Genomic DNA, 22,595 nt, shown 5'->3' on the forward strand with positions numbered 1-22,595 from the left:
TGACGGCTACATAATTGATAGACATACTGTAACGAAGAAAGGCTGGTGAAACCGCTTATTCCACAATCAGCTTAATCCGTTTGCTTTTAGTGCGGGTCTGCAGCCAACGCTCAATCCGCCTACGTTCGGCGGGAGTGTGTCGACGCAGAAATTTAGCGTAAACCAGCATCACCGTATCGGGCGTAGAGCGGTTAGCATTTATCACTAACGAACGGGCAGCAGTAAACGTCTGCACATCAGGCATCAGCGTTTTTAGTTCGTTACGTAAGTCGGCTACAGGTAGCCGCGAGGTCTGAGTCAGTTCGATGTACCGGCGCAACGAGTCGATGGTTTGGTCCTTGCGGGCAATCGACGACTGACTGTACTGGATCACCTGGTCGGCAATGGTCGTTTTGAGCGCATCTACGTCGATATCTTCGGTTTTAAAATTTCCCTGTTTCACTACCAGTCGCGTATCGTCCAGACCGTAGGGAAGCATTTTTGAACGAAGTAAGTTAATAGAGTCCGACGGTAAAGGTTCGCCTACCATCGTCAGCTCGAGTCTGGACTGATGGCGGTTGTAATGCGCGGTGAAACTAACCACCTGCCGGTAAGCAAATGTGCATTCGTTGGTAACGAACCGTTTGGCTGCCTGTTCAAAAATGGTTTTACGGACGATCTGGTAAGCAAGATACGTACTGGGCAGCAGCACAATTAGCACAGCCACCCAGATGGTCGTGCGTACCCGCCGTTCTACCTCCCGCGTCGGATACGCTTTCTGATGGTACCCCAGAAACCGCACAATCAGATACGTAGCTAAGCTGATGCAGATGCTGTTGATGAGAAACAAATAAAAGGCACCAGCGAAATAGTAGCCGTTGAGGGTGGCGATGCCGTAGCCCGCTGTGCAAAGGGGTGGCATGAGGGCCGTGGCAATGGCGACACCCGGCACGACGTTCGTTATTTTCTCCCGGCGCGAACCGGCCACAATGCCCGCCAGACCGCCAAAAAAAGCGATGAAAGCGTCCCAGACCGACGGTGATGTGCGGGCTAGTAATTCGGACTGCGCGATGTGCAGTGGACTGATAAGAAAGTAAACGGTAGAGGTTAACAGGCTGATGAATACGGCGATGCTGAGGTTTTTTAACGCCCGACCAATCATGTCCAGGTCATTGACGCCGATGCCCAGCCCAATACCCATGATTGGCCCCATCAGGGGCGAAATAAGCATAGCCCCGATAATGACGGCCGTTGAATTAACGTTCAGGCCTATAGAGGCAATGAAAATAGCGAAGATGAGCGTCCAGAGGTTGATGCCCCGAAATTCGATGCCCCGGCTAATGGACTGCGTGATGGCCTCTTCGTCGTCTTTGTCTTCTTCCAAACTGAAGCGGTCCCGAAGGAACCGGCCGAAGCGAGTCAGCGCATCGGTCTTTTGGGTACGAGGTACATTAGGGTCACCAACCAGCATATTCGGTAAATGCGTTAAATAAAGCGATATTTGCCGCTTGCCGAACCCCGTTCGGCAAAACGGTATTGCCCTTTCTTAAACGGAAAATAAACGTTTTCGATGTAATTCTTTATGTCCATGGACTTATTTACCCTGATTACCCTGCTGATTGTGGTGGCAGCCGGGTTTTCCTATCTCAATACCCGCTTTCTAAAACTTCCCGACGCCATCGGCGTCATGACGCTGTCTTTGCTGTTTTCCCTGCTACTGATCAGCCTGAACGCCGTTTACCCGGTCTGGTTCCGGGTAGTTCGGCAAACGGTGGAACAAGTTGATTTTGGTCGGGTATTGTTCGACGTCATGCTTAGTTTCCTTTTGTTTGCCGGAGCGTTTCATACCGATGCGGCTCAGCTTCGGGTTGAGCGCCGGTCTGTGATGCTGTTTGCCCTGGTAGGGGTGCTGATTAGTGCCTTCCTCGTCGGTACGGGTTTATACTACCTGACCGGGTGGATGGGATTTTCACTGTCGTATCCGCTTTGTTTGTTGTTTGGCACGCTTATTTCACCTACTGACCCCATTGCTGTGCTGGGTATACTGGCCAAATTCAAGCTGCCCGAAAACGTCAAGCTTAACATCGTCGGCGAGTCATTGTTTAACGACGGGGTAGGCGTCGTGCTATTTGCCACCATCTACCGGATCGTCGTTGAAGGAACCGATAGTATCAGTGTAGGTGCAATTGGTCTGACTTTTCTCGAAGAAGCCGGGGGGGGACTGTTGTTTGGGTTAGCACTCGGTTATGGCATGTTTCGACTGCTGCGTTCCATAAACCACTACCAAACCGAAGTTATCATTACTATAGCAGGCGTGATGGGCGGCTACCTCCTGGCGCAACGGCTCCATATTTCCGGACCACTGGCAATGGTGGTGGCGGGTCTCTTCGTAGGCGACCATGCCCGCGAACACGCCATGAGTCGCCAGACCGAGGATTATATCGACAAATTCTGGGAATTGATGGATAGCATTCTAAACGCACTACTTTTCGTACTTATTGGCCTGGAACTCCTTATTATTGATTTTCGATCATCATACTGGCCCATTTGTGTATCCGTGATCGGTTTAGTACTGGGGGCCAGGTTTCTTTCCATCTGGGTACCGTATCGGCTGGCCCGCCCCTGGCTCGACCTCGACGACAAAGCTCCCGTAATGCTGACCTGGGGTGGGCTGCGCGGAGGCCTCTCTATCGCAATGGCCCTCTCCATTCCGGGCACCCTGCCTCAAAAAGACTTAATTGTTACCATCACCTACGCCGTAGTGCTATTTTCGGTCATTGGGCAGGGGCTGACGATGGAGAGGCTCATCCGGCGGTTGTATCCCGACGGTTAACGCCAAATCGCATTTATCGGCTGATTTGATCCGTCTTGTCTGCTTGCGCGATGGCCTCCCGCACAAAGCCTTCTTTCAGGTGTTCGTAGAACGAAACAGGATCCAGCAGCGAGGCCGCACCCTGCGCCATTAGTCCGCCTAATAATAACTGAAAGATGGCCGAATGGCGGTCTGTCATCTCCAGCACGAGAATAGCGGCTGTGAAGGGGGATCGCACTACGCCCGTCAGAAAACTGACCATGCTGACTAATATTATGAGATTATGGTCGACGGGGGCAATCTGCAGGAGCCGGGCCAGCGCATCGCCGAGGATAGCTCCAGCGCTCAACGACGTAGCAAAGATGCCCCCCGCCCCGCCACCGCTATAACTAAGGGCCATGCCCGCAAACCGCACGCCAAACAGATACCAGGGGGTTTGATACGTATTCTGAAACAACAGGCGATTAATGATGGGCTTGCCTGTACCCACGGCATCGCTGCCCACCCAAAATGCCAACCCAGCCAGCAACAAGCCGCAGCCAACTACCCAACCCAGTTGCTCGGTGGGCCGACGGAAGCGTCGGCGGTACGCGTTCAACCACAAAAGCGTTTTGGCAAACACGGCCCCAGCCAACCCACATACCAAAGCGACTCCGATTACTACGCCCAGTATCAAGCCGGTTGATACACTTACCTTCGGAAAGCCAAGATACAGATACGGACCCAGAATAGCCTGGGCCGTCATACCGGCAATAATAACGGCGGTAAATACGGCGGTGCGGAAGCGGGTGATATGCGTTTGCGTCAGCTCTTCCACTACGAAGACAATCCCGCCGAGGGGCGTATTAAACGCGGCAGCCAGCCCAGCCGCCCCGCCCGTGACGAGGGCAATCTGCCGCGACAACTGTGGCCATCCCGCTGGTTGCAGTCGGTTAATGGCCCGAAAAATAGCGGCTGATATCTGAATAGTCGGACCCTCCCGGCCAATAACCCCTCCACCCAACAGCAGGATAACACTGCTCAGTACTTTCACTACCGCGACCCGCACACTAAGCAGATAGGCCGTATGATAGTGCCGGACCGGATTGGATAGTTCGATACCGGCCATAACCTGCGGAATGCCACTGCCCCGTGCAGCCGGGGCAAACCAATGAACCAGCGCCCAGGCCAGCACGAAAGCCACTGGCGTCAGGCCAAAGGCTAGCCAGGGGTAGGCCCTCAGCCAGTTAAAACTGGTTTGTTCAGCCCAGACAAACAGCTTTTCGTAGCCTACAGCCGCCAGACCTGTTAGCAGCGACGCAACCCAGAAGGGAAAGCTTTGCAAAATCAGTCGGCGGATGCGCTCCGAATATAGTCGGCTAATCAGGTGCTGGTCTAGCCAAGCCAGCACCTGCGCATATTGGGATGGTTTGTGGGTCATCTAGAGGGAATACAGTCAATGAGTAAACACAAAACCAGCCAGATGGATTAATTACACTGGTTTTCTAAGTGGTTTATACGTTTTATAGCCTGAATACAGACCGCAAGGTAAGTGATACGGAGGTGAGCAAATGGGTTAGCGAGCCGGATCAATTAAGGTAGTCTCAGTTTCTGAATAACAACTCTTCTAAACCAATTCTAAGCAGAATTTAAGTAATTTCTTAATTCTCCGGGCTAATTTGTCCATCTCGTTCACCAACAGTTGTTGAGCGTAGAAATAGTACTTACTCTAATCAACGTATATGAAAACGTACATAACTCTTTTCCTGGCGGGCGCTGTAACAGCAGCTCTTGCCCAAACGCCAACCTCCACTCCCGATGCGACTACGCTGATGAACATGGGCAGGTTTGGAGAAGCTAAAGCGCTGCTGACACGAAGTGCGCAGCAGAACCCATCAATGCAGGCGAATTTCGACGCAGGATATGGCTATCTGCGCGCTGGTCAGCCCGATTCAGCCCGTTTCTGGTTTGAGAAAGGCCTTCCGATGGATGAAAAGCGGGTGCCGCTCAACGAAACTGGTTTAGCGATCAGCTATCTGGTACAAAATAATATGACCGATGCCAGCCCGAAGCTTGAGGAAGTCATTAAGAAAAGCAAAGGCAAAAACGCCGACATTCTGTATCGCATCGGCGAAGCCTACACCGGCTACCTCACGCCCGACAGCGGTTCCATCAAACCTCAGTATCCGAAAGCTGTTGATGCAGCCAAAGCGATTGACTACCTGAACCAGGCCGCCGACCGCGACAAAAAAAATGCGGCTGTACAACTAGCCCTCGGCGATGCGTATTATCTTAATAAAAATGCCGGTACGGCCGTTACGCGTTATGAAAGTGCGATGGAACTAGGCATGATGCCCGCACGGGTCTATCAGCGGATTGGGGACATCTTCTGGCAGGGCCGCAATCTAAACTTAGCTGTCGATAACTATAAGAAAGCGATCGAAGCGAATCCAAGCTATGCACCTGCCTATCGGCAGCTATCCGAATTATATTTCTTAGTGAATCGCTACAAGGACGCGGCTACGTATGCCGACCAGTACGTAAGCGTATCGAAAGATACACGTCCTGAAACCTTGCTGCGGCAGGCCCAGTTTCACTTTCTGGCCAAAGACTACCAGCGTGCCGTAGCCCTGATCGACAGTAACCGCACCGTGCTGGCTCAGAACCCGATCGTATACCGGATCCAGGGGTGGGCCTACTCGTCGCTCAAGCAACCCCGGCAAGCGATTGAAAATATCAATACATTTCTGGAAAAAGCTCCGGACAAAGCCATGTACGATGACTATAAATATCTGGGTCAGGCGTATCTGGGCATTGAAAATCCCGGCAGCGACTCTCTAAAAGCCATTAATGATTCGCTGGGAATCACGTATCTTGAGAAAGCGGCTCCCTTCGATACAACTGATAACCTGTACGGCGATATTGCTAAGTACTACTACCGGGCAAAAAAACACCCGCAGGCAGTAGCTACGCTCGACTCAGCCGCTAAACATGGCTTCAAGGCCGACGTGCAGGATTTGTTCCGCTACGGCATGAGCAACTACACGCTCGGATTCGGGCGCGATAGCCTTGGCAAGCTGGTGCGCGATACAACTCGTTTTGCCCTGGCTGACTCGGCCCTGGCCCTGGCCCAGAAAGGGTCTCCGGACTATGCCCCAACGGTGCTGTACCGGGCTAAAGCGAACTATTATGCTTACACGCCGGAAGAAGCCGTACGTAACGGTAAGGCAAAGCCGTATTTCGAGCAGTTCATCAGCATGGTCGAAGGCAAAGAGGAAGATCGAAACCGGTATAAGAAAGACCTGGCGCTGGCCTTTAAATACCTGATTTCCTATCACGAACTGGTCACTAAAGACGAAAGTGCACGTAACGAGTGGCTCAAGAAGGGACTTGCTTTATTACCAGGTAACAAAGACCTGGCTAAGATCGCCACTACCGATACAGACGACTCGTCCGCAGATCAGTAAGTTTTTCCGAATCAGACCGGATGTAAATCGCCACCGGAAACCGGGCTTCGGTGGCGATTTTACCGGCTCGTTTGCCCTGGTCAGTCTACAATAAAAACTAATCACTTCAGTTACTACCTGACACTCAACAGTTATAGCTGATAAAGACGTTGCTCAAGACTATGAAGACCCTCATGTTCAAAACTACGCTGACCGACGCTGACAGCGTAGCCGCTGTAACTCCTTTCCTCAACGCCATTGAGCCACTCGATGGCTTTTCCGTAGAAACCGACCACCCCGACCATCTGTTAACCGTTCAGACGGTCGATAACCGCGTCAGCAACGAAGTAGTCCAGGCAGTTGAGCGGGCAGGTTACCGAGCGGAAGTAGTAAAGGATTAGTGAAAATATTGGTGAGGGCTTGAGCCGGGTTGTCACACAATACCAGTAAGTTGAGGCTTCAGGAAAAGCTATAGACAACCCAAACCAACGCAGTCAGTTTTTAGCTGTTGGTATGCACGTAATAGCAATTTGTTAGTAGTCTTACTTTCTGGATATACTCCAGATTCGTCCGGGCTCACGAACGACTTTCTAACCCTATCGGTTTAAGAAGAGCTTTGGTAGGGATACTCCAGGCACAGCGGTAATGGCCCAGTGGACAAGCGGTTCGGCCGTGCAGTGTACAGGGTTTACATTCGAGCACCTCCTGCGTTTGAACGATCTGCGATACGTCGGCCAGCGGTCCGAAACCAAACTCCGGTACCGTTGAGCAGAAAACGGCCGTTGTAGGGGCGTTCACCGCAGAGCACAGGTGCAGTGGAGCGGAATCATTTACGTAGTTCATTACCGCCTGCTGCTGCAAAGCCGCCGACTGCACCAGCGTCAGTTTACCCGCCAGATTTATTACGTTTCCGCTACGTCCCGACAACGCAATTATCGCGTCACAGGCCGATCGATCGGTGGGCGCACCGAGCAGGTACACGGTCAGCGTGTCGGGCAGCAGCTTGATTAAGTGAACCCAGCGCTCAGCGGGGTATTGCTTGGTGAACCAGACCGACATGGGCGCAATGCACACGTAAGGCCGTTCCCGATACGTCCGCACAGCGTCGTAGTCGGCCGGGGACGGATACAGTTTAGGGCGGGTCCGTTCAGTGCCCACGGCAAGCCCACGAAACGGTGGCGGAAGCGCCCGAATCAGGTCAGCATTACGGTCTACTTCGTGGACACCGGGCTCGATGCGGTGCGGAACCCGGTCCGTGAAAAAGCGCGAGAACGGATTTTTGGTAAAGCCAATGGTAAATTTAGCGTTCGATAAGGCAGTTAATAAACCCGTCGACCCGTACCGTTGCAAATTGATCAATACGTCGTACTGCCGGGACCGGATAGTCTGTAAAATCTGCCATAGACTGCTATACTTCGCTTCCTTTTTATCCCATACCAGCACCTCGTCCAGAAAAGGATGATTCGCGAACAGACTCTCATTACCTTTACGAACCAGCACATCCAGCTTGACATGGGGTAAGGCCGCGTGCAGTTGTTCGAGCAGCGCCGTAGCCAGAATAACATCGCCGATAAAAGCGGTTTGAATGATCAGGAACCGGGGTGGATTAGTTGCGGTTATCATTAGTACGCTGGATGCGTCAATTGCTAATAATGGAAGATTACGAAGTATATACCCTACCCAACGGAATTCGCATTGCTCATAAACAAATACCGCACACGCAGATTGCCCACTGCGGTATTATGCTCGATATTGGAAGCCGCGATGAACAGCCCCACCAACAGGGGTTAGCCCATTTCTGGGAACATATGGCGTTCAAAGGTACGGAGAAACGAAAGTCGTACCACATTATTACCCGGCTAGAAACGGTAGGGGGCGAACTGAACGCATATACAACGAAAGAAAAAGTTTGCTTCCATGCTTCGGTATTAGGAGCTCACTTCGAAAAAGCTACTGAATTACTAGCCGACATTACCTTTCATTCGGTATTTCCCGAAAAGCAGATTGAACGCGAACGGGGTGTTATTCTGGAAGAGATGGCGATGTACTACGACTCGCCGGAAGATGCGATACAGGATGATTTCGACGAACTGGTTTTCCCGAATCACGCCCTGGGCGGTAATATTCTCGGCACTACTGAAACGGTCAGTTCATTCCGGCGCGAAGACCTGCAGCAGTTTATCGCCGAAAACTACGACACCAGCCGGATTGTCTTTGCGTCGGTAAGCAATATGCCGTTCAAACAGGTGGTTAAAGTGGCCGAAAAATACCTGCATGACGTACCAACCCAGCACTCAAGCCGTCAGCGTAAAACCCCAACGGACTACGTTCCCCGGCAAACCCGCGTCGAACGACCCATTACGCAGGCTCAGTGTGCACTTGGCCGACCCGCTTATGGGCTGACCGACCCGCGTCGACTGCCGTTTTTTATGCTGGTGAATCTCCTCGGCGGACCCGGTATGAACTCGCGGCTTAACCTGAACTTACGCGAAAAGTATGGCCTGGTCTATTCGATCGACGCCAGCTACACACCTTACCTGGACACGGGCTTCCTGGGTATCTATTTTGGCACAGATCCTAAGAAAGTCGACAAAGCGCACAGCCTGATCATAAAGGAGCTGAAGCGGCTGCGTGAGCAGCCGTTAACCACGCTTCAACTTCACCAGACGAAAGAACAACTAGTTGGGCAGCTGGCTATGGCCGAAGAAAGCAACAATAGTTTTATGCTGATGATGGCCAAGAGCTTACTCGACATCGACCGGGTGGAGGCCCTCAACGACATCTTCAACGACATCAAAGCGGTAACCGCCGGGCAGTTGCAAGGCCTTGCGCAGGAAGCCTTCGTAGAAGATCAGTTCAGTTCGCTTACGTTTGTACCCGAGAAATAGTTGGCTGTTACGCGTTTGCCTGTTCGTTTGCGGGCCATATTTGCAACACACACAAACACGTACCATGACCCTACAGGACGCGCAGACCACCGTCGACAATTGGATCAAAACCGTTGGCGTTCGCTACTTCAACGAGTTGACCAACATGGCTATGCTGACCGAAGAAGTTGGCGAGGTAGCCCGCATCATCGCCCGGCGTTACGGGGAGCAGTCCGAAAAAGAGTCGGATAAAAACAAGGACCTCGGCGACGAGATGGCGGATGTGCTTTGGGTACTTATTTGCCTGGCCAATCAGACCGGGGTAAACTTAACCGAAGCCTTCGAGAAGAACCTGGAAAAGAAAAACATTCGGGACGCCACCCGGCACCTCAACAACGACAAGCTATTGTAGCATAATGCAGTATTTTCGGGTAGCAGAAGTCCGCACTCTTGTTTTGCTGACGTGCGCGATAGAGCTGTAAACTCCATGAAAAAGCCGGTCCTGAGCTAGAACCGGCTTTTTGATTACCAACCTATAATGTAAAATCTACTTTACCGTGTGTTACCTGTCAGCATCAGTTTGGAACGCTTATAGTAGACAAAGTCCCGTTTTGTAATTAACTAATGTTCATGAACCCCATTAATTAATAAATTTAATAATATATTCTCTACCGAATGAGTATGCGACAGGCTTTTGGTACGTATAAGCGATCCAATTACTGAACTCGCTGGATATCCGGGTGAAACGACTGCCACGAGTGACAGAACCCCTGATACGCCTTTTTGATAGGAGTCAGCTTTCTTTCGTTAATGAACCAGCCGTACAGCGCCCTCGCCAGGTCCGGACCGGGTGCTTTATCCTGATCAGTGAATTGGCTGCTGGTACAGCTAACCGTAATCATTGCTGGCTGACAACCCACCATGTCGCGAACCTCGTGATAATAACCAATCAACAATCGGGTATGCCGTTGCTTCGCCCACCGACTTGTCTATTGGCTGACGCATTCCAAATAACTACCCAGATCAGGCGTATACAAACAGAACGCCCTGCTTACTACCAGTAAACAAGGCGTTCGAGAATCTGGTGTATCTGAAAGCGTTACTTCTGGAATGACCCAAATATGTAGTCCCAGAAAGGCGATGAAACCCCGTAATTGCTCTCCGGATTTTTGTAGTGGTGAACACTGTGGTTGATCCACAACTGCTTCAGGAAATTCCTGGGTGGTGCGTAGGCGTGCACAATAAAGTGCGTGGCCAGGTAACCCGAGTAACCAACCAGAAACCCCGGGAAGAACGCGTAGGCGGCTTCGCCCATTAGCAGGAAGAATAAACCGAAGAAAGCACCGGCCACAATAATAGCCAGGGCCGGTGGCATCGCCAGCCGGGTTTTGTCTTTTGGATACTCGTGGTGAACACCGTGGAATGTATACTGAATCTTGGCACGCTGGGGCGTCGACGGCTCCAGATGATACAGGTACCGGTGTAAAACGTATTCAAACAAGGTGAACGAAAACAAACCCACGACGAATAAAGCCGCGATCACACCGGCACCCATGTCGGTATACGTGAACGCGTACCATCCCAGAAAAACTGACAAAACCAGCCACATCGAGATCGGCACCATAATGTGCGTACGCGATAAGGCCTCCAGAATCGGATTATCGAACAGTTGCTTGGTTCCGCTGTTTTTAGGCCGGGTTTTACCGTGACCGGCCATAGTTCTTAATTTTTCAGTAGTTTCTTCCATAAAGCTGTATTCGATTGTTGGCGCGAAATTACGATGAAAAGTGATTTGACTGTTCCAGATAGTAAACCTATTTTACTACCTTTTCATTACGTTTTACTAACTTCAAGCTGATCAGAAAGTTTTTCATGCATTTCCGATATATCACCTTTGGGCAACTTCTGACGAATGATGAGTCGGAGTGAGTTATTGTAGGTTAAGTAGTTGAACATCCAGTTTATAAAGATGGCCAGTCGGTTTTTGACGCCAACGATAGACATCAGGTGCACAAACAACCACGTTAGCCAGGCAAAAAATCCCTGAAACTTCAGAAAAGGCAAATCGACCACGGCCAGCCCCCGCCCAATCGTTGCCATCGTTCCCAAATCACGGTACGTAAATTCGTCTAATGGCTCGTTACGGATCAGATGCAGGAGATTTTTAGCCAGATGTTTTCCCTGCTGAATGGCGGGTTGAGCCACCTGTGGATGACCATTCGGCCATTTCTCTTCGGTCATCATTGCTACGTCGCCAATTGCGAATACGTCGGTAAATCCCTGCACCTGGCTGTACCGGTTTACCATCACGCGACCACCCCGCCCGATCACCTCAGCCGGTAAACCCGCCAGCGGATTCGCTTTTACGCCGGCCGCCCAGATCAGGTTATTTGTGCGAAGCGTTGAGCCATCATTCATAGTTACGGTACGTCCATCGAAGTCTTTGACCCGCGTATTCAACCGAACGTTTACGCCTAGCTTTTGCAGATACTCCAGCGAGTGGGTCTGCGAAGGCAGCGACATAGGCCCCAACAGTTCAGCCCCTGATTCGATGAGGTAAATGTCCATCATCTTAAAATCGAGTTCGGGGTAATCGCGGGGCAGCACCGTCTTGCGCATTTCGGCCAGAGTACCGCAGAGTTCAACCCCCGTTGGTCCCCCACCCACCACCACTACGTCCATGAGCCCCTCGCGCTCATCTTCGGTCTCGACACTTAAGGCATCCTCGAAGTTCTGCAGCATCCGGTTCCGGAGCGCAATAGCTTCCGCTACCGATTTCATCGGCAGTGCTTTGGCAATGATGTTCTGCTGGTTGAAAAAATTGGTGTCAGCCCCGGTTGCCATCACCAGATAATCATACTCAATGGGACCCAGTTCGGTATCGACCTGTTTGTCGGCCGTCCGAATCCCCGTTACGTTCGTTACCCGGATGTGAACGTTCTTGCAGTTGCCAAACACGGCCCGCAGCGGAAACAAAATCGAATTGGCCTCCAGCCCCGCCGTAGCCACCTGGTAGTACAGCGGCTGAAACTCATGGTAATTGTGCTTGTTAATCAGCACAACCTGAAATTCCTTCCGGCGCGACAATTTACGAGCCAGCTTCAGCCCGCCAAAGCCTGCGCCAACGATAACTACCCGGGTTCGGTCTGTGCGGGGAATATTTGGGTTCATAGATCTGAGTTGCGCTAAACGGTGTACGGAAAATTAGGTATACAAACTAAAGCACTCGCAGTTCGTAAATCAGAAATTCCTGCTGATTGTTTACGACACCAGCGCCCGTGATTCCTGCAACACACGCTCGTAATAGGCTTCGTACTGGGGCAAGATACGCGATAACTCAAACTCTCGGGCTCGCGCCAGCGCATTTTCTTTGAAAGTAGGTAAATGCGCGTCGTCCAGAATGTACAGAGCGTTTTTGACCATATCGTTGACATCTCCAACGGAGCTCAGGAAACCCGTAACGCCCTGTATGTTCAGCTCGGGCAGGCCACCTGCGTTCGACGTGATTAGCGGAACCTCGCAGGCCATCGCTTCGAGAGCCGCCAGACCAAAGCTCTCGTTCTCAGACGGCATCACAAATAAATCAGCCACCGATAGCACTTCTTCAACGGCATCGAGCTTACCCAGGAACCGTACCTGATCGTAGATGCCCAGGTCACGCACGAGCCGCTCGATCCGGGCCCGCTCGGGTCCATCGCCCACGAGCAACAGCTTAGCGGGCGTCTGCTGTTGCACGTAATAGAATATCATCACCGCATCGTCGATCCGCTTCACGCGCCGAAAGTTCGACGTGTGCACAATCAGCTTCTCTCCATTAGGGCAAATGGCTTTTTTGAAGTGCTCTTTCTGCTGGCGCTTGAACCGGTCCAGATCGACAAAATTCGGAATTACTTCAATATCGCGGTGTACCTTGAAATGAGCGTAGGTGTCCTGCCGCAGATTTTCCGACACCGACGTAACGCCGTCCGATTCGTTAATGCTGAACGTAACGACGGGCTCATAGGAAGCATCCTTACCTACCAGCGTAATATCGGTACCGTGCAGGGTGGTGACTACCGGAACCGTACGTCCCTGCGAACGCAGAATCATTTTGGCCATGTACGCGGCCGATGCGTGCGGAATGGCGTAGTGCACATGAAGCAGATCCACGTTTTCATTTATCACTACGTTCACCATCTCACTGGCCAGCGCCGACTCGTAGGGAGCGTACTGAAAGAGCGGATAAGACGGTATATTTACTTCATGATAAAAGACGTTTTCGTTGAAAAAATCAAGCCGGGGGGGCTGTTGATAGGTAATGAAGTGAATCTGGTGTCCGTTTTTAGCTAAGGCTTTACCAAGCTCTGTTGCGACAACGCCACTGCCCCCGAAGGTCGGGTAGCACACTATACCGATTTTCATACACAGGGGAACGGTTTGTTCCTCAACAACAAACACGGGCAAAAAGAATCCCTTTGTCGTACGAAGAACTTATTAATCTCTATACAGGACACGCAAGTGAGCCTTTCCACCTACGTAACCGGCATTTTTATCTTGTTTTTTTAGGGGATTGTCTAAAAATGAACGCTTACTAAATACCCGGTCAGGGCGTTCAGTTTTCTTCGTAAGTTGCAACAACGACCCTCTTTTGCCCTTTATGAAGTCCATTACTACGCTTTTCTGCTGTCTTTTCACGCTATCTGTTCCGTTGTCGGCGCTGGCCCAAACCGCCTACGACATTACAGAAAATGAACCTGCTCAGTTTAACGGCATCGAATACGGCTATGCCATTCGCAACGAAGCGAAAAAAGAGGTGGGGAAGAATACCTTCAACCGGTATGAACTGACCGTATACGTTGCCAATAAAAGCGGTTGCACGAAACTTCTCTTTCCCAGGCAAACCCCGTTTGGCTTACAGCCCCAGGATCAGTTGGCCCAGTTCGATTGCCTGAACGCAACGGGGGCCCGCCTGACGTCGAAGAACAGTCAGGTGCGGGCAAAACCCTTTTACGTACCGTATTCAACGACCAGTAAAAACGCGGAAGGAAAAGCCGTAACGAACACCGTGCAGGTGCAGGCCGGGCATATGCTGGCGAACGGCGAAACCGTTTCGGAAAACATCATCGTGATTGTACCCGACGGAGAGCAGCCTAAACTGCGGGTTCGGGTTCAGCTCCAGGAACTCGCCGAACGGTAAGGGAAGCCGTTTTCTGGGGGAAAACACGTTCTGCATTGCCATTAACGCGTCAAAAAAGCCTAATTTTGTAAAAAGCCAGTATGGTCGCCCGTCAGCCGATTCCCTTTTTAGCCTTCACGTTCGGTTTTCTGCGCCTGATCCGCGTGCAGAATCTGCTGATCGTAGTGCTGACGCAGTTTCTGGCCCGCATTTTTCTGGTAGGTCCCCATGAGCAGTGGACTCGCATTCTGGTCGATCCCACCATCTGGCTGCTCTCGTTCTCGACGGTATGCATTGCCGCAGCGGGGTACATCATCAACGATTACTTTGACGTCAAGATTGATCTGGTCAACAAACCCGACCGCGTAGTGATTGGGCGTTACCTGAAGCGCCGGGTAGCTATTGGTGCCCATCAGGTGTTGAACGTACTGGGCTGCCTGATTGGCCTCTACCTCAGTAAGTGGGTATTTCTCACCGACGTTGTATCGGTGTCGCTCCTGTGGTTTTATTCAGCCAAATTCAAACGGCAGCCCGCCATCGGAAACATCGTCATTTCGCTGCTGACGGCTCTGTCGCTGATTGTGCTGGCCGTGTACTACCGGCAGAACGCTGAGATGCTGCTGATCTATGCCTTGTTCTCCTTTGGTATTTCGCTCGTTCGGGAGATCATCAAAGACATGCAGGACGTTCGGGGCGACGCTCGTTTCGGCTGCCGGACGCTGCCCATCGTGTGGGGCCTTCGGCGAACCAAGTACCTGCTCTACGTCCTGATTGCCTCGTTTATCGTGACCATGTTCCTGATTGCTGATTCGCTGGGCAACCAGAACCTGGGCTATATTTTTCTGTTCCTGCTGCTGCCAATTACCTGGCTTACGTACCGGCTCGTCTTTGCGGATACCCGACGCGATTTTGGCTACCTCAGCAACCTCTGCAAATTAATCATGCTTTTAGGCGTCATCAGCATGGCCTGGGCCTAGGCAATCTTATTACGTCCGTTAACTCAAGGTTTTACCACATGAGCGACCCTGGTTTCTACATTTGATGGTGTTGAACTCAGTCCTTCGTGAACAAATGAAAAAATTAGTAATCGCGATCGTTATCAGTATAGCTACGTTTGTCCGCGTGCAGGCCCAGGACTGCATGGGCATTACGCTCAAGCCGGGTATGAACTTCGAACTGTCTACCTTTTCTACGAAAGATAAGCCAACCGGCAAAATCGCTTATCAGGTCAAAGATGTCAGGAAAGAAGGCAGCGCGACGATTATGGATGTCACGGCCCAGTTTCAGGACGAAAAAGGCAAGCAGCAATCGCCCTACACCATTCGCTACACCTGTACGGGCAACGAACTAGTGGCCGACATGTCGGGGATGATGCAGGGAATGCAGGCCAATATGAAGAACATGGAAATGAAGCTAAAGACCAACCGGCTCGTCTATCCGGGTAAACTCAGCGTTGGTCAGAAACTGGCCGATGGCGTGATGGAAGCCGATATGGTCAGCAACGGCACGCCCATGATGACCATGGCGATGACCATGAGCAATCGGCAGGTAGAAAGTCAGACGCCCATCACGACGCCCGCGGGAACGTTTGATGCGTATAAAATCTCGTCGGATATGAGTTTTGAAAACCGGGTGATGGGCATGCCGATCCGAAACACGATGCGCGTGGTCAGCTACCGCACCAACGACCAGATCTTCGACATCCGGTCCGAGACGTACAACAAGAACGGTAAGCTAATGGGGTATATGTTACTGAGTAAGATAAATTAAGTCACCCAATACAACGTTGACAATCAGAACGTAACAGAACAAGCGACCAAAAACAGAAATCATTTCGCAACTTTGTTGCAAAAAACTGAGTTAAGAGAAGGTACGGTTGACAAAGGCGTCGTATTTTTGCGCTGCTTATGAAAATGGATCTTCTTTCTCGCAAAGCTGACTACATCGGCATCACTGGATCGGTATTATGCATCATTCACTGCCTGATCACCCCAATACTTTTGATGAGCAGCAGCTTACTGCAGCATAACGAATTGCGCGTTGGCTACCTCAGCCTCGATTACGTTTTCATTGTTATAAACATCGCAGCCGTTTATTCGGCCACCCGGCACTATGCCTCGCCGATGGTAAAAAAGAGCCTGTGGGGATTTTTAGGTTTGTTTGTCGTCGCTATTCTGCTGGAAGATACCGCTCCCCTGTTTGAGTACATGGCTTACGCGGCCTCCGCAGGATTGGTGATGACGCACCTGATCAACATTCGCCAGCACCGGCTCAGTCACGTCCATTAATTATGGCTTAAACCGGCGGTCGCTGATAAACTGCTCATCCGTCAAGCTGTACAGAAAAGCGATAATGTCCTGCTGCTCCTGCTTCGTCAGCGAGATACCGGGTTTGGAACCGGTTTTCAGCAGAGAATCCAGCGCCGGATTATCATTCACCCCCGTTGCATAGTGATTCAGCACTGCGTCGAGCGTGGCAAACCGGCCATCGTGCATGTAGGGCGGGGTATTGGCAATGTTACGCAGACTAGGTACCCGAAACTTGCTCTTGTCCGACTCATTCAATGTAATGCTGTAACGGCCCAAATCTGGCTGGGTGGCGTTCGGGTTTGGCAAGAGTCCGTTGTTCCGGTAAGTCTGGTCGGTAAATAGCTCACCCGCATGACAGGCGGCACAATGCTGTTTGAACAGGGCAAGTCCGCTGGCTTCCTGGGCCGTCAGGCCCCCTCCCGACTCCTTACGAACATACTTGTCGTATCTGGAATTCGCCGACACCAACGTCAGCAGATATTGCGATAAAGCCTTCAGGAAACGCTCCTGCGTTACGTCCTCCGAGCCGAACGCTGATTTAAACAAGGGCGTGTACTTGGCACTTTTCCGAACTTTGTCGAGTACGTGCGTGAGAGTATCCCCCATCTCCACCGGGTTCTGAATCGGCGAAATCGCCAGCAGATCCAGATCGTGAACACCACCATCCCAGAAAAACGCTTTATTCCAGGCCAGATTCTGAATGCCCAATCCGTTACGTGGGCCCAGCTGATCGCGAATGCCGTGACTTAGCGTATGATCGGTATGAGCAAAAGCCGCTTCGGGTATGTGGCAGAACCCACAGGTAATGGTTCCATCGTGCGACAGCATCCCGTCGAAGAATAAAGTCTTTCCCAGTAAAACCCCTTCGTAAGTCAGCGGATTTTTCTCGAAGTTGTAAATCGGCTGCGGAAAATTAGCGGGCTTCTGCCAGGGATAGGGCGTTGTTTTGTACTCAACCGGCGTTGGTTCGTCAGGTTTAGTGGGATCGGCCGTATTGTTTTTCTGGCAGGATACCGCCAGACAAAACATCCCGATACTTGTTGCGAGCCCGATACCCTGCCAACGTCTCATACTCATTTAGGCTGCTGGGCTACGTACTGAAACATCTGCGTGTAGTTGTTGGCAATGGTAGCCGAAAAAGGCGAAACCATCGCCAGTGGATTCTGGGCAATGCTCACCCGTGTTGCGCCATCGAACACCCGTAGAATGTCGGCCTTTATGGCCACTGGGGTAGTTTGTCCGGCCTGAATAGCCACTACATTATTCGTAAACGGCACCGTAGCTGTCCGGAGATTATTGAGCGTTTTGGTATCATAGCCGCCAAACAAACCGATGTGGTACTGAAAGATCCGGCTCCCGCTGGGATCGGCCGGAGCCTGGGGCGACGTACCTTCGAGTTTGAAGAAGATGTACCCGGAGTTCCAATCCCAGTACATACCTGCGTTATGACCACCTGCGGGCTCTAGTACGCCCTTCCGCCGACTGATGTCCATGGTGCTGCGCAGACTGTCGACGCCGATCAGGTACGTAATCCCCGTGTAGTCCCCCACCGGAACGTTACGTACCGTAACGACCTGCGAGGCCGGGTCGGCTTCCTGAACCAGAAAGTAGCTGCTATCCTGCGGTACTACGTAATCGGATCCATCGGTTCGCTTCAGGCGAATGTTACTCACAAAATAATTGAGCCGCGATACGGTAAACTGTTCGCCAGCCGTGTTCTGATACGTTCCCGTGTTCAGGGCAAGGTCCTGATTGCCGACGACGTTATCGAAGGTCAGAACCAGTGAACCCATGGCCGGGGTAGCTGCATCGTTACGGTGGCAGGCCAGAAATCCGACCGTTACCGAGCCAAACAGCATGAGAGCAAAGAGGAAAGTCTGGCGCATACGTGCTACGTTATTAGCCTAATTTATTCTTACCATACAACGTAATTAAGGCTACAATACCACCGCTGATTAGTATAATGAACAGCCAGACAACCGCATTGGTTGCACTAAACGGCCGCTCGGCAACTTCATATCCCAGCCCTATCATCGAGCCTACACATATACCAATCAGACTAAAATAAATGAACTGGATAATCGGAGGCAGTCGGCGGAGCATACACAGCTAACGTTGTAAGTCAGTAACGAAAAGAAGCTGAAATCATTGAGCCAAACCAGATTAAATCCTGCTTAGGATATATGGTTGTGATTTCAGATCGCTACTCCCGTTTGGGTGTCAAAGAAATGGCATTTGTCCAGATTCCAGAACAGGTCGATCGGCTGGCCGAACTCGGCGGTGTACCCGGCGGATAAACGTGCGATGAGCTGCCCCGAATCGATGGTGCAGTACACCAGCGTTTCGTTACCCATGTTTTCAATAGCGTCAACCGGTACCCGCAGTTTATGCGTCGTTTGTTCGGCAAAAGGCTGATCGCTGAGGTGTTCCGCCCGAATGCCTAACGTAACGGATTGACCTGCGTAGGCCCGAAGCCGCTCAACCTGGGGCAAAGTCGCCGAATCAAGTTGCACTTGCCCCCCCGTGCTCACGAACTGTAAGGGACCGTCTTCAGTAAGACGACCGGGCACGAAGTTCATCGGGGGCGTACCAATAAACCCGGCGACAAACTGAGTGGCCGGATGATTGTACAGGTTAATGGGTGTATCCTGTTGGATGACGTCGCCGTCGCGCAGCACCACAATCCGGTCGCCCAGGGTCATGGCCTCGACCTGATCGTGGGTGACGTATATGATGGTAGCATTCAGTTCACGGTGGAGTTTTTGCAACTCAATCCGGGTTTGCACGCGCAGTTTCGCGTCCAGATTGCTCAGCGGTTCGTCGAACAAAAACACCTTTGGGTTACGCACAATGGCCCGCCCGATAGCCACGCGCTGCCGCTGTCCCCCCGACATGTCTTTCGGCTTACGGTTGAGCAGCGCGTCGATTTCGAGCATCTTAGCCGCCCGGTTGACGCGCTCCCGGATGTCATCTTTAGGCAGCCCCGCCAACTTCAAGCCGAAGGCCATGTTATCGAAAACGGTCATATGCGGGTAAAGGGCGTAGTTCTGAAACACCATTGCAATGTTCCGATCTTTGGGTGGTACGTCGTTCATGCGCTGCCCGTCGATCAACAGATCCCCGTCTGTAATGTTTTCCAGACCCGCAATCATACGTAACAGGGTCGATTTGCCGCAGCCTGATGGCCCTACCAGCACCAGAAACTCCTGATCTCGTACGGTGATATTGACATCGCGAATCACACGCGGCCCCGTATCATAGGCTTTAGCAATGTGCTCTAGTTTAACTTCGGCCATACTTAGCGGTATTTAGTTGCCTGCGTCACGGCAGCAGGATAGTTTTCGAGCTTTTGAAATGCCATCAGCGATTCGATGGTCGATTCGGCCCCCGAGTTTTTGTTGATCTGCGTATCCGACGAAATCCCGTCGAAGCCCAGTCCGGTTGCGGTATCGTACATGATTGCTTTAGCCGGATTATTGCCCAGAAACCAACCGGCTAGTTGCCCGGCCAGCGTAACGTACTGCGCATCCTGCGTCTGATCGTACAGTTCCAGAGCGGCCCAGACCATCGGTCGAACGCCATACGCGATCTGCGAAAAACGAGATTTTTTGGTCATGGAAAAGTCAGTTCCCTGCTGGGTCACCACAAACGATTCCAGAAAGCCTTCCTTTAGCAAATACGGATAAAAACTGTCAATTTCCCGCTTGGCTACCGCCACCCATTCCGGCCGGTTCAAGATCTTGCCCGCCCGAAGTAAAGCATACGACTGATCGCTGCCGTAAGCGTGCCAGCCGTTGTCAAAACTCAGGATAACCCCGTAAGGCACCTGACTGGCAGAACCATTCTGCATCTGCATGATGCCGTCGGCCAGCTTATTGATTAGACTTACTACCTGACTGTCGGGCGTTTGCTGCTGGTAATTCAAAAGCCCCAGAATCATTACGGCAGCCTGGTCGGAACCCGAGCCATAGGGCAACCAGGTCGGTATTTTTAAGCCACCCACGAAATTATACGCCTGGGGTTTGCTGCCAAAATCGCGGATCATGTTCGTCACTAGCTTCTGACTCGCCATTTGCATACGCGTAGCCAGTGCCGGATCGGCTGTTTTGTAGTACGAGTACGCTTCCGTCAACCCCCACAACGCCCGCCACGACCACCAGTTGGGCTGATTGATACTGGTCTGCCCCGCTGTGTTGATCAACCCGTTGCCAAAGATGAAGTTATAGAAGTACCCGTTGTCGGACTGCATTTGCAGCACAAACTCGGTTAGTTTACGAAGCTTGTCCTGCTTGCTGGTGTTGATGGCCAGATCAGGCTCGTGCACTAAAAAAACAACCGTTCGGGCTATGTCATCAATACAGGCGGCTCCCTCGTCATCGTCGGCGACCCATTTGTAATCGGGATATTCGCTGTAGATATTGATTAAGCCGACGTCGGCTCCGTTTAGTTTTACGACCTGGTACAGCTGGTCAAGGTGCGTGGTGTTGACCAGCCGGGCGCTGTCGGGCGTTGGCGAAGCTGTTTGATTTTTACGGCACGAAACCGCCAGCAGCGGTAAGTGAAACAGGAGAAGCCAGAGTGCACGGTGATACGTTTTCATACCGATGGGTTGGTTAGCAGTTCGTTCAGGAGTTCCTGTTTAGAAACGGTGATGATGCCACAGGCTGAGTCTGACATGGCATAGGGAATGATTAGCGAATCGCCATGATCGAGCCAGCCGCAGGTGTATACTACGTTCGGCACGTACCCTTCCCGCTCCGATTCGAGGGGGTAGATCATGGGTTCGGGCAGGCGGGCCAAGACTTTCGACGGGTCGTGCAGATCCAGCAGGACGGCCGCGATAACGTACCGTCGTACCGGGCCGACGCCGTGGGTGAGCAGCAGCCACCCCTGATCGGTTCTGATGGGTGACCCGCAGTTCCCCAGCTGGATCACTTCCCACGGAAATTTTGGGGTAAGGAGTGTCTGGTAACTATCCCAGAAGTACAGATCGTCGGAGAACATGATGCTGATGTACTCGCCCCCCTGCCGGCTAATCATGACGTAACGGCCCCCTACTTTCTCGGGAAATAAAGCCATGCCTTTGTCCTGGATGGCCTCGCCGTACATCGTCCGGATGTGAAAATGCACGAAATCTTCCGTTTCCATCAGTTGGGTCTTGATGGTTTCACCATCATAGGCCGTATAGGAACTGTAATAGCGTTCGGTGCCGTCATCATCGCGGAATTTCACGAACCGGACGTCTTCCATGCCTTTGCTTTCGCCTTTGGCATTCGGAAAAATCAGCCGTTCGTGTAACGGAGCAGCCGCATCGGTACTAACGTCATAATTAGTATCCAGGATGGTGAGGATAGCCTTCTGGGTTGACTGAGCAACGGGGTCAGGGTGTTGTGTAAGCCAGTTGTTGAGCTGCGTTGTCGCCTGGGCCAGGTCAAATTCTTCCGGGAGCGTGGCTAGTACAGAATCGTCCGTTTTCGGGAAGTATTTCAGCCGACGCCGGACGAACTCGCGGGTATAGGTTTTGTTCCATCTTTTCTCGGAACTCGTCGCGTAGCGGTCGGCCTCGTCGAGGTGAATCAGACCGGCTTGCGTAACCGTTCCGGTGCGGAATTCGATGGAGGAGATATGCCCTTCGCCGGTTGCCCGCAGGCTCATCACAAAACGGAGCGTACCCGTTTCCAGCCCCGACTGATCGGGATGCGGCACAATGGATGGATTGAACAGGGCCGCCGATTGGGTTGAGTACTCCATAGTCAGGCAGGCTCCCAGCAACAACCGCCGATTGGTCGAGAAATTTTCGGGAGCGTGCCCCATCTGATTAATGGCTCGCTCGTAATTTCGTTCGAAAGCCCCATCAAGGTTTCGATGCCGCTCACCGAATCGCTGCCGGGCCTCGGCGAGCATGGTGTCGACTTCTTCTTCCGAAAACTGCGCAATTCGTTCGCGGATGTGCGGTATCCGGTGGGCACCGGGCAGGTGCAGATACCGGGCGATGACCCGCTCGGAATTGGCCGAGAAGCGAATGGCGGTACGTGTTACGTTGATCAT

22 protein-coding genes are annotated in these 22,595 nt (G+C 52.0%); 9 read left to right on the forward strand and 13 right to left on the reverse strand.

The window, feature by feature from the left end; genetic code table 11:
- Window positions 1-55: 55 nt before the first annotated feature.
- Window positions 56-1,450 (reverse strand): TIGR00341 family protein, encoded by a 1,395-nt coding sequence (locus tag ACYVBJ_RS20175; protein ID WP_460984109.1) that lies wholly within the window; start codon window positions 1,448-1,450, stop codon window positions 56-58.
- Window positions 1,451-1,567: 117 nt separating this feature from the next.
- On the opposite strand from ACYVBJ_RS20175, the gene ACYVBJ_RS20180 reads away from it, so the two are divergent.
- On the forward strand, window positions 1,568-2,812 hold the full coding sequence (locus ACYVBJ_RS20180; protein ID WP_460984110.1) for a cation:proton antiporter: 1,245 nt from the start codon (window positions 1,568-1,570) through the stop codon (window positions 2,810-2,812).
- Window positions 2,813-2,825: 13 nt separating this feature from the next.
- Here the strand turns inward: ACYVBJ_RS20180 and ACYVBJ_RS20185 are convergent, their stop codons facing one another.
- A complete protein-coding gene (locus tag ACYVBJ_RS20185) occupies window positions 2,826-4,211 on the reverse strand; it encodes a chloride channel protein (protein ID WP_460984111.1) in 1,386 nt (461 codons plus the stop codon).
- A 301-nt stretch (window positions 4,212-4,512) separates the two neighbouring features.
- Here ACYVBJ_RS20185 and ACYVBJ_RS20190 point away from each other — a divergent pair, with 301 nt between their 5' ends.
- Together ACYVBJ_RS20190 and ACYVBJ_RS20195 are read left to right on the forward strand one after the other, a co-directional pair.
- Window positions 4,513-6,237 carry a tetratricopeptide repeat protein gene (locus tag ACYVBJ_RS20190; protein ID WP_460984112.1) on the forward strand — a complete coding sequence of 575 codons (1,725 nt, stop codon included), beginning with the start codon at window positions 4,513-4,515 and terminating at the stop codon, window positions 6,235-6,237.
- A gap of 161 nt (window positions 6,238-6,398) precedes the next feature.
- Window positions 6,399-6,617: a heavy-metal-associated domain-containing protein gene (locus ACYVBJ_RS20195; RefSeq protein ID WP_460984113.1), complete on the forward strand. Its 219-nt coding sequence runs from the start codon at window positions 6,399-6,401 to the stop codon at window positions 6,615-6,617.
- Window positions 6,618-6,792: 175 nt separating this feature from the next.
- Here the strand turns inward: ACYVBJ_RS20195 and ACYVBJ_RS20200 are convergent, their stop codons facing one another.
- Entirely contained in the window at window positions 6,793-7,839 is a 1,047-nt protein-coding gene (locus ACYVBJ_RS20200) for a glycosyltransferase family 9 protein (RefSeq protein ID WP_460984114.1), read from the reverse strand.
- A gap of 29 nt (window positions 7,840-7,868) precedes the next feature.
- Here ACYVBJ_RS20200 and ACYVBJ_RS20205 point away from each other — a divergent pair, with 29 nt between their 5' ends.
- Both ACYVBJ_RS20205 and ACYVBJ_RS20210 read left to right on the forward strand, forming a co-directional pair.
- Window positions 7,869-9,104 (forward strand): M16 family metallopeptidase, encoded by a 1,236-nt coding sequence (locus tag ACYVBJ_RS20205; RefSeq protein WP_460984157.1) that lies wholly within the window; start codon window positions 7,869-7,871, stop codon window positions 9,102-9,104.
- Between the two features lie 64 nt (window positions 9,105-9,168).
- Window positions 9,169-9,495 (forward strand): nucleotide pyrophosphohydrolase, encoded by a 327-nt coding sequence (locus ACYVBJ_RS20210; protein ID WP_460984115.1) that lies wholly within the window; start codon window positions 9,169-9,171, stop codon window positions 9,493-9,495.
- Window positions 9,496-9,799: 304 nt separating this feature from the next.
- Here the strand turns inward: ACYVBJ_RS20210 and ACYVBJ_RS20215 are convergent, their stop codons facing one another.
- The 4 genes from ACYVBJ_RS20215 to bshA form a co-directional block, all read right to left on the reverse strand.
- A complete protein-coding gene (locus ACYVBJ_RS20215) occupies window positions 9,800-10,036 on the reverse strand; it encodes a hypothetical protein (protein ID WP_460984116.1) in 237 nt (78 codons plus the stop codon).
- 146 nt (window positions 10,037-10,182) lie between these two features.
- Window positions 10,183-10,830 carry a sterol desaturase family protein gene (locus tag ACYVBJ_RS20220; protein WP_460984117.1) on the reverse strand — a complete coding sequence of 216 codons (648 nt, stop codon included), beginning with the start codon at window positions 10,828-10,830 and terminating at the stop codon, window positions 10,183-10,185.
- 86 nt (window positions 10,831-10,916) lie between these two features.
- Window positions 10,917-12,254 (reverse strand): NAD(P)/FAD-dependent oxidoreductase, encoded by a 1,338-nt coding sequence (locus ACYVBJ_RS20225; protein WP_460984118.1) that lies wholly within the window; start codon window positions 12,252-12,254, stop codon window positions 10,917-10,919.
- A 90-nt stretch (window positions 12,255-12,344) separates the two neighbouring features.
- The gene (bshA, locus tag ACYVBJ_RS20230; protein ID WP_460984119.1) at window positions 12,345-13,484 is read right to left on the reverse strand and encodes an N-acetyl-alpha-D-glucosaminyl L-malate synthase BshA; all 1,140 of its coding nucleotides are present in this window, start codon (window positions 13,482-13,484) and stop codon (window positions 12,345-12,347) included.
- Between the two features lie 235 nt (window positions 13,485-13,719).
- Here bshA and ACYVBJ_RS20235 point away from each other — a divergent pair, with 235 nt between their 5' ends.
- From ACYVBJ_RS20235 to ACYVBJ_RS20250, 4 genes are all read left to right on the forward strand, one after another.
- Window positions 13,720-14,259, forward strand: a complete 540-nt coding sequence (locus ACYVBJ_RS20235) for an ABC transporter permease (protein ID WP_460984120.1) — start codon at window positions 13,720-13,722, stop codon at window positions 14,257-14,259.
- An 80-nt stretch (window positions 14,260-14,339) separates the two neighbouring features.
- Complete coding sequence (locus ACYVBJ_RS20240) at window positions 14,340-15,215, forward strand: geranylgeranylglycerol-phosphate geranylgeranyltransferase (protein WP_460984121.1); 876 nt, start codon at window positions 14,340-14,342, stop codon at window positions 15,213-15,215.
- A 94-nt stretch (window positions 15,216-15,309) separates the two neighbouring features.
- Window positions 15,310-16,008 carry a TapB family protein gene (locus ACYVBJ_RS20245; RefSeq protein ID WP_460984122.1) on the forward strand — a complete coding sequence of 233 codons (699 nt, stop codon included), beginning with the start codon at window positions 15,310-15,312 and terminating at the stop codon, window positions 16,006-16,008.
- Between the two features lie 137 nt (window positions 16,009-16,145).
- Window positions 16,146-16,526: a MerC domain-containing protein gene (locus ACYVBJ_RS20250; RefSeq protein ID WP_460984123.1), complete on the forward strand. Its 381-nt coding sequence runs from the start codon at window positions 16,146-16,148 to the stop codon at window positions 16,524-16,526.
- On the opposite strand, the gene ACYVBJ_RS20255 is transcribed toward ACYVBJ_RS20250, so the two are convergent.
- The 6 genes from ACYVBJ_RS20255 to ACYVBJ_RS20280 form a co-directional block, all read right to left on the reverse strand.
- Window positions 16,527-17,618, reverse strand: a complete 1,092-nt coding sequence (locus ACYVBJ_RS20255) for a cytochrome-c peroxidase (RefSeq protein WP_460984124.1) — start codon at window positions 17,616-17,618, stop codon at window positions 16,527-16,529.
- 2 nt (window positions 17,619-17,620) lie between these two features.
- Window positions 17,621-18,433, reverse strand: coding sequence for an MbnP family protein (locus ACYVBJ_RS20260; protein WP_460984125.1), 813 nt, complete (start codon window positions 18,431-18,433; stop codon window positions 17,621-17,623).
- A 13-nt stretch (window positions 18,434-18,446) separates the two neighbouring features.
- Window positions 18,447-18,650 carry a hypothetical protein gene (locus ACYVBJ_RS20265; RefSeq protein WP_460984126.1) on the reverse strand — a complete coding sequence of 68 codons (204 nt, stop codon included), beginning with the start codon at window positions 18,648-18,650 and terminating at the stop codon, window positions 18,447-18,449.
- A gap of 92 nt (window positions 18,651-18,742) precedes the next feature.
- Window positions 18,743-19,843, reverse strand: a complete 1,101-nt coding sequence (locus ACYVBJ_RS20270; RefSeq protein WP_460984127.1) for an ABC transporter ATP-binding protein — start codon at window positions 19,841-19,843, stop codon at window positions 18,743-18,745.
- Between the two features lie 2 nt (window positions 19,844-19,845).
- Window positions 19,846-21,147 (reverse strand): hypothetical protein, encoded by a 1,302-nt coding sequence (locus tag ACYVBJ_RS20275; protein WP_460984128.1) that lies wholly within the window; start codon window positions 21,145-21,147, stop codon window positions 19,846-19,848.
- Entirely contained in the window at window positions 21,144-22,595 is a 1,452-nt protein-coding gene (locus tag ACYVBJ_RS20280) for a glycoside hydrolase family 130 protein (RefSeq protein WP_460984129.1), read from the reverse strand. The genes ACYVBJ_RS20275 and ACYVBJ_RS20280 overlap by 4 nt, the downstream gene beginning before the upstream one ends.

This window comes from Spirosoma fluminis (assembly GCF_054778895.1).

Bases quoted from the DNA above. Each gene is read 5' to 3' on its own strand.
- ACYVBJ_RS20175 (WP_460984109.1), bottom strand. From the start codon at position 1,450: ATGCTGGTTGGTGACCCTAATGTACCTCGTACCCAAAAGACCGATGCG.
- ACYVBJ_RS20180 (WP_460984110.1), top strand. From the start codon at position 1,568: ATGGACTTATTTACCCTGATTACCCTGCTGATTGTGGTGGCAGCCGGG.
- ACYVBJ_RS20185 (WP_460984111.1), bottom strand. From the start codon at position 4,211: ATGACCCACAAACCATCCCAATATGCGCAGGTGCTGGCTTGGCTAGAC.
- ACYVBJ_RS20190 (WP_460984112.1), top strand. From the start codon at position 4,513: ATGAAAACGTACATAACTCTTTTCCTGGCGGGCGCTGTAACAGCAGCT.
- ACYVBJ_RS20195 (WP_460984113.1), top strand. From the start codon at position 6,399: ATGAAGACCCTCATGTTCAAAACTACGCTGACCGACGCTGACAGCGTA.
- ACYVBJ_RS20200 (WP_460984114.1), bottom strand. From the start codon at position 7,839: ATGATAACCGCAACTAATCCACCCCGGTTCCTGATCATTCAAACCGCT.
- ACYVBJ_RS20205 (WP_460984157.1), top strand. From the start codon at position 7,869: ATGGAAGATTACGAAGTATATACCCTACCCAACGGAATTCGCATTGCT.
- ACYVBJ_RS20210 (WP_460984115.1), top strand. From the start codon at position 9,169: ATGACCCTACAGGACGCGCAGACCACCGTCGACAATTGGATCAAAACC.
- ACYVBJ_RS20220 (WP_460984117.1), bottom strand. From the start codon at position 10,830: ATGGAAGAAACTACTGAAAAATTAAGAACTATGGCCGGTCACGGTAAA.
- ACYVBJ_RS20225 (WP_460984118.1), bottom strand. From the start codon at position 12,254: ATGAACCCAAATATTCCCCGCACAGACCGAACCCGGGTAGTTATCGTT.
- bshA (WP_460984119.1), bottom strand. From the start codon at position 13,484: ATGAAAATCGGTATAGTGTGCTACCCGACCTTCGGGGGCAGTGGCGTT.
- ACYVBJ_RS20235 (WP_460984120.1), top strand. From the start codon at position 13,720: ATGAAGTCCATTACTACGCTTTTCTGCTGTCTTTTCACGCTATCTGTT.
- ACYVBJ_RS20240 (WP_460984121.1), top strand. From the start codon at position 14,340: ATGGTCGCCCGTCAGCCGATTCCCTTTTTAGCCTTCACGTTCGGTTTT.
- ACYVBJ_RS20245 (WP_460984122.1), top strand. From the start codon at position 15,310: ATGAAAAAATTAGTAATCGCGATCGTTATCAGTATAGCTACGTTTGTC.
- ACYVBJ_RS20250 (WP_460984123.1), top strand. From the start codon at position 16,146: ATGAAAATGGATCTTCTTTCTCGCAAAGCTGACTACATCGGCATCACT.
- ACYVBJ_RS20255 (WP_460984124.1), bottom strand. From the start codon at position 17,618: ATGAGACGTTGGCAGGGTATCGGGCTCGCAACAAGTATCGGGATGTTT.
- ACYVBJ_RS20260 (WP_460984125.1), bottom strand. From the start codon at position 18,433: ATGCGCCAGACTTTCCTCTTTGCTCTCATGCTGTTTGGCTCGGTAACG.
- ACYVBJ_RS20265 (WP_460984126.1), bottom strand. From the start codon at position 18,650: ATGCTCCGCCGACTGCCTCCGATTATCCAGTTCATTTATTTTAGTCTG.
- ACYVBJ_RS20270 (WP_460984127.1), bottom strand. From the start codon at position 19,843: ATGGCCGAAGTTAAACTAGAGCACATTGCTAAAGCCTATGATACGGGG.
- ACYVBJ_RS20275 (WP_460984128.1), bottom strand. From the start codon at position 21,147: ATGAAAACGTATCACCGTGCACTCTGGCTTCTCCTGTTTCACTTACCG.
- ACYVBJ_RS20280 (WP_460984129.1), bottom strand. From the start codon at position 22,595: ATGATCAACGTAACACGTACCGCCATTCGCTTCTCGGCCAATTCCGAG.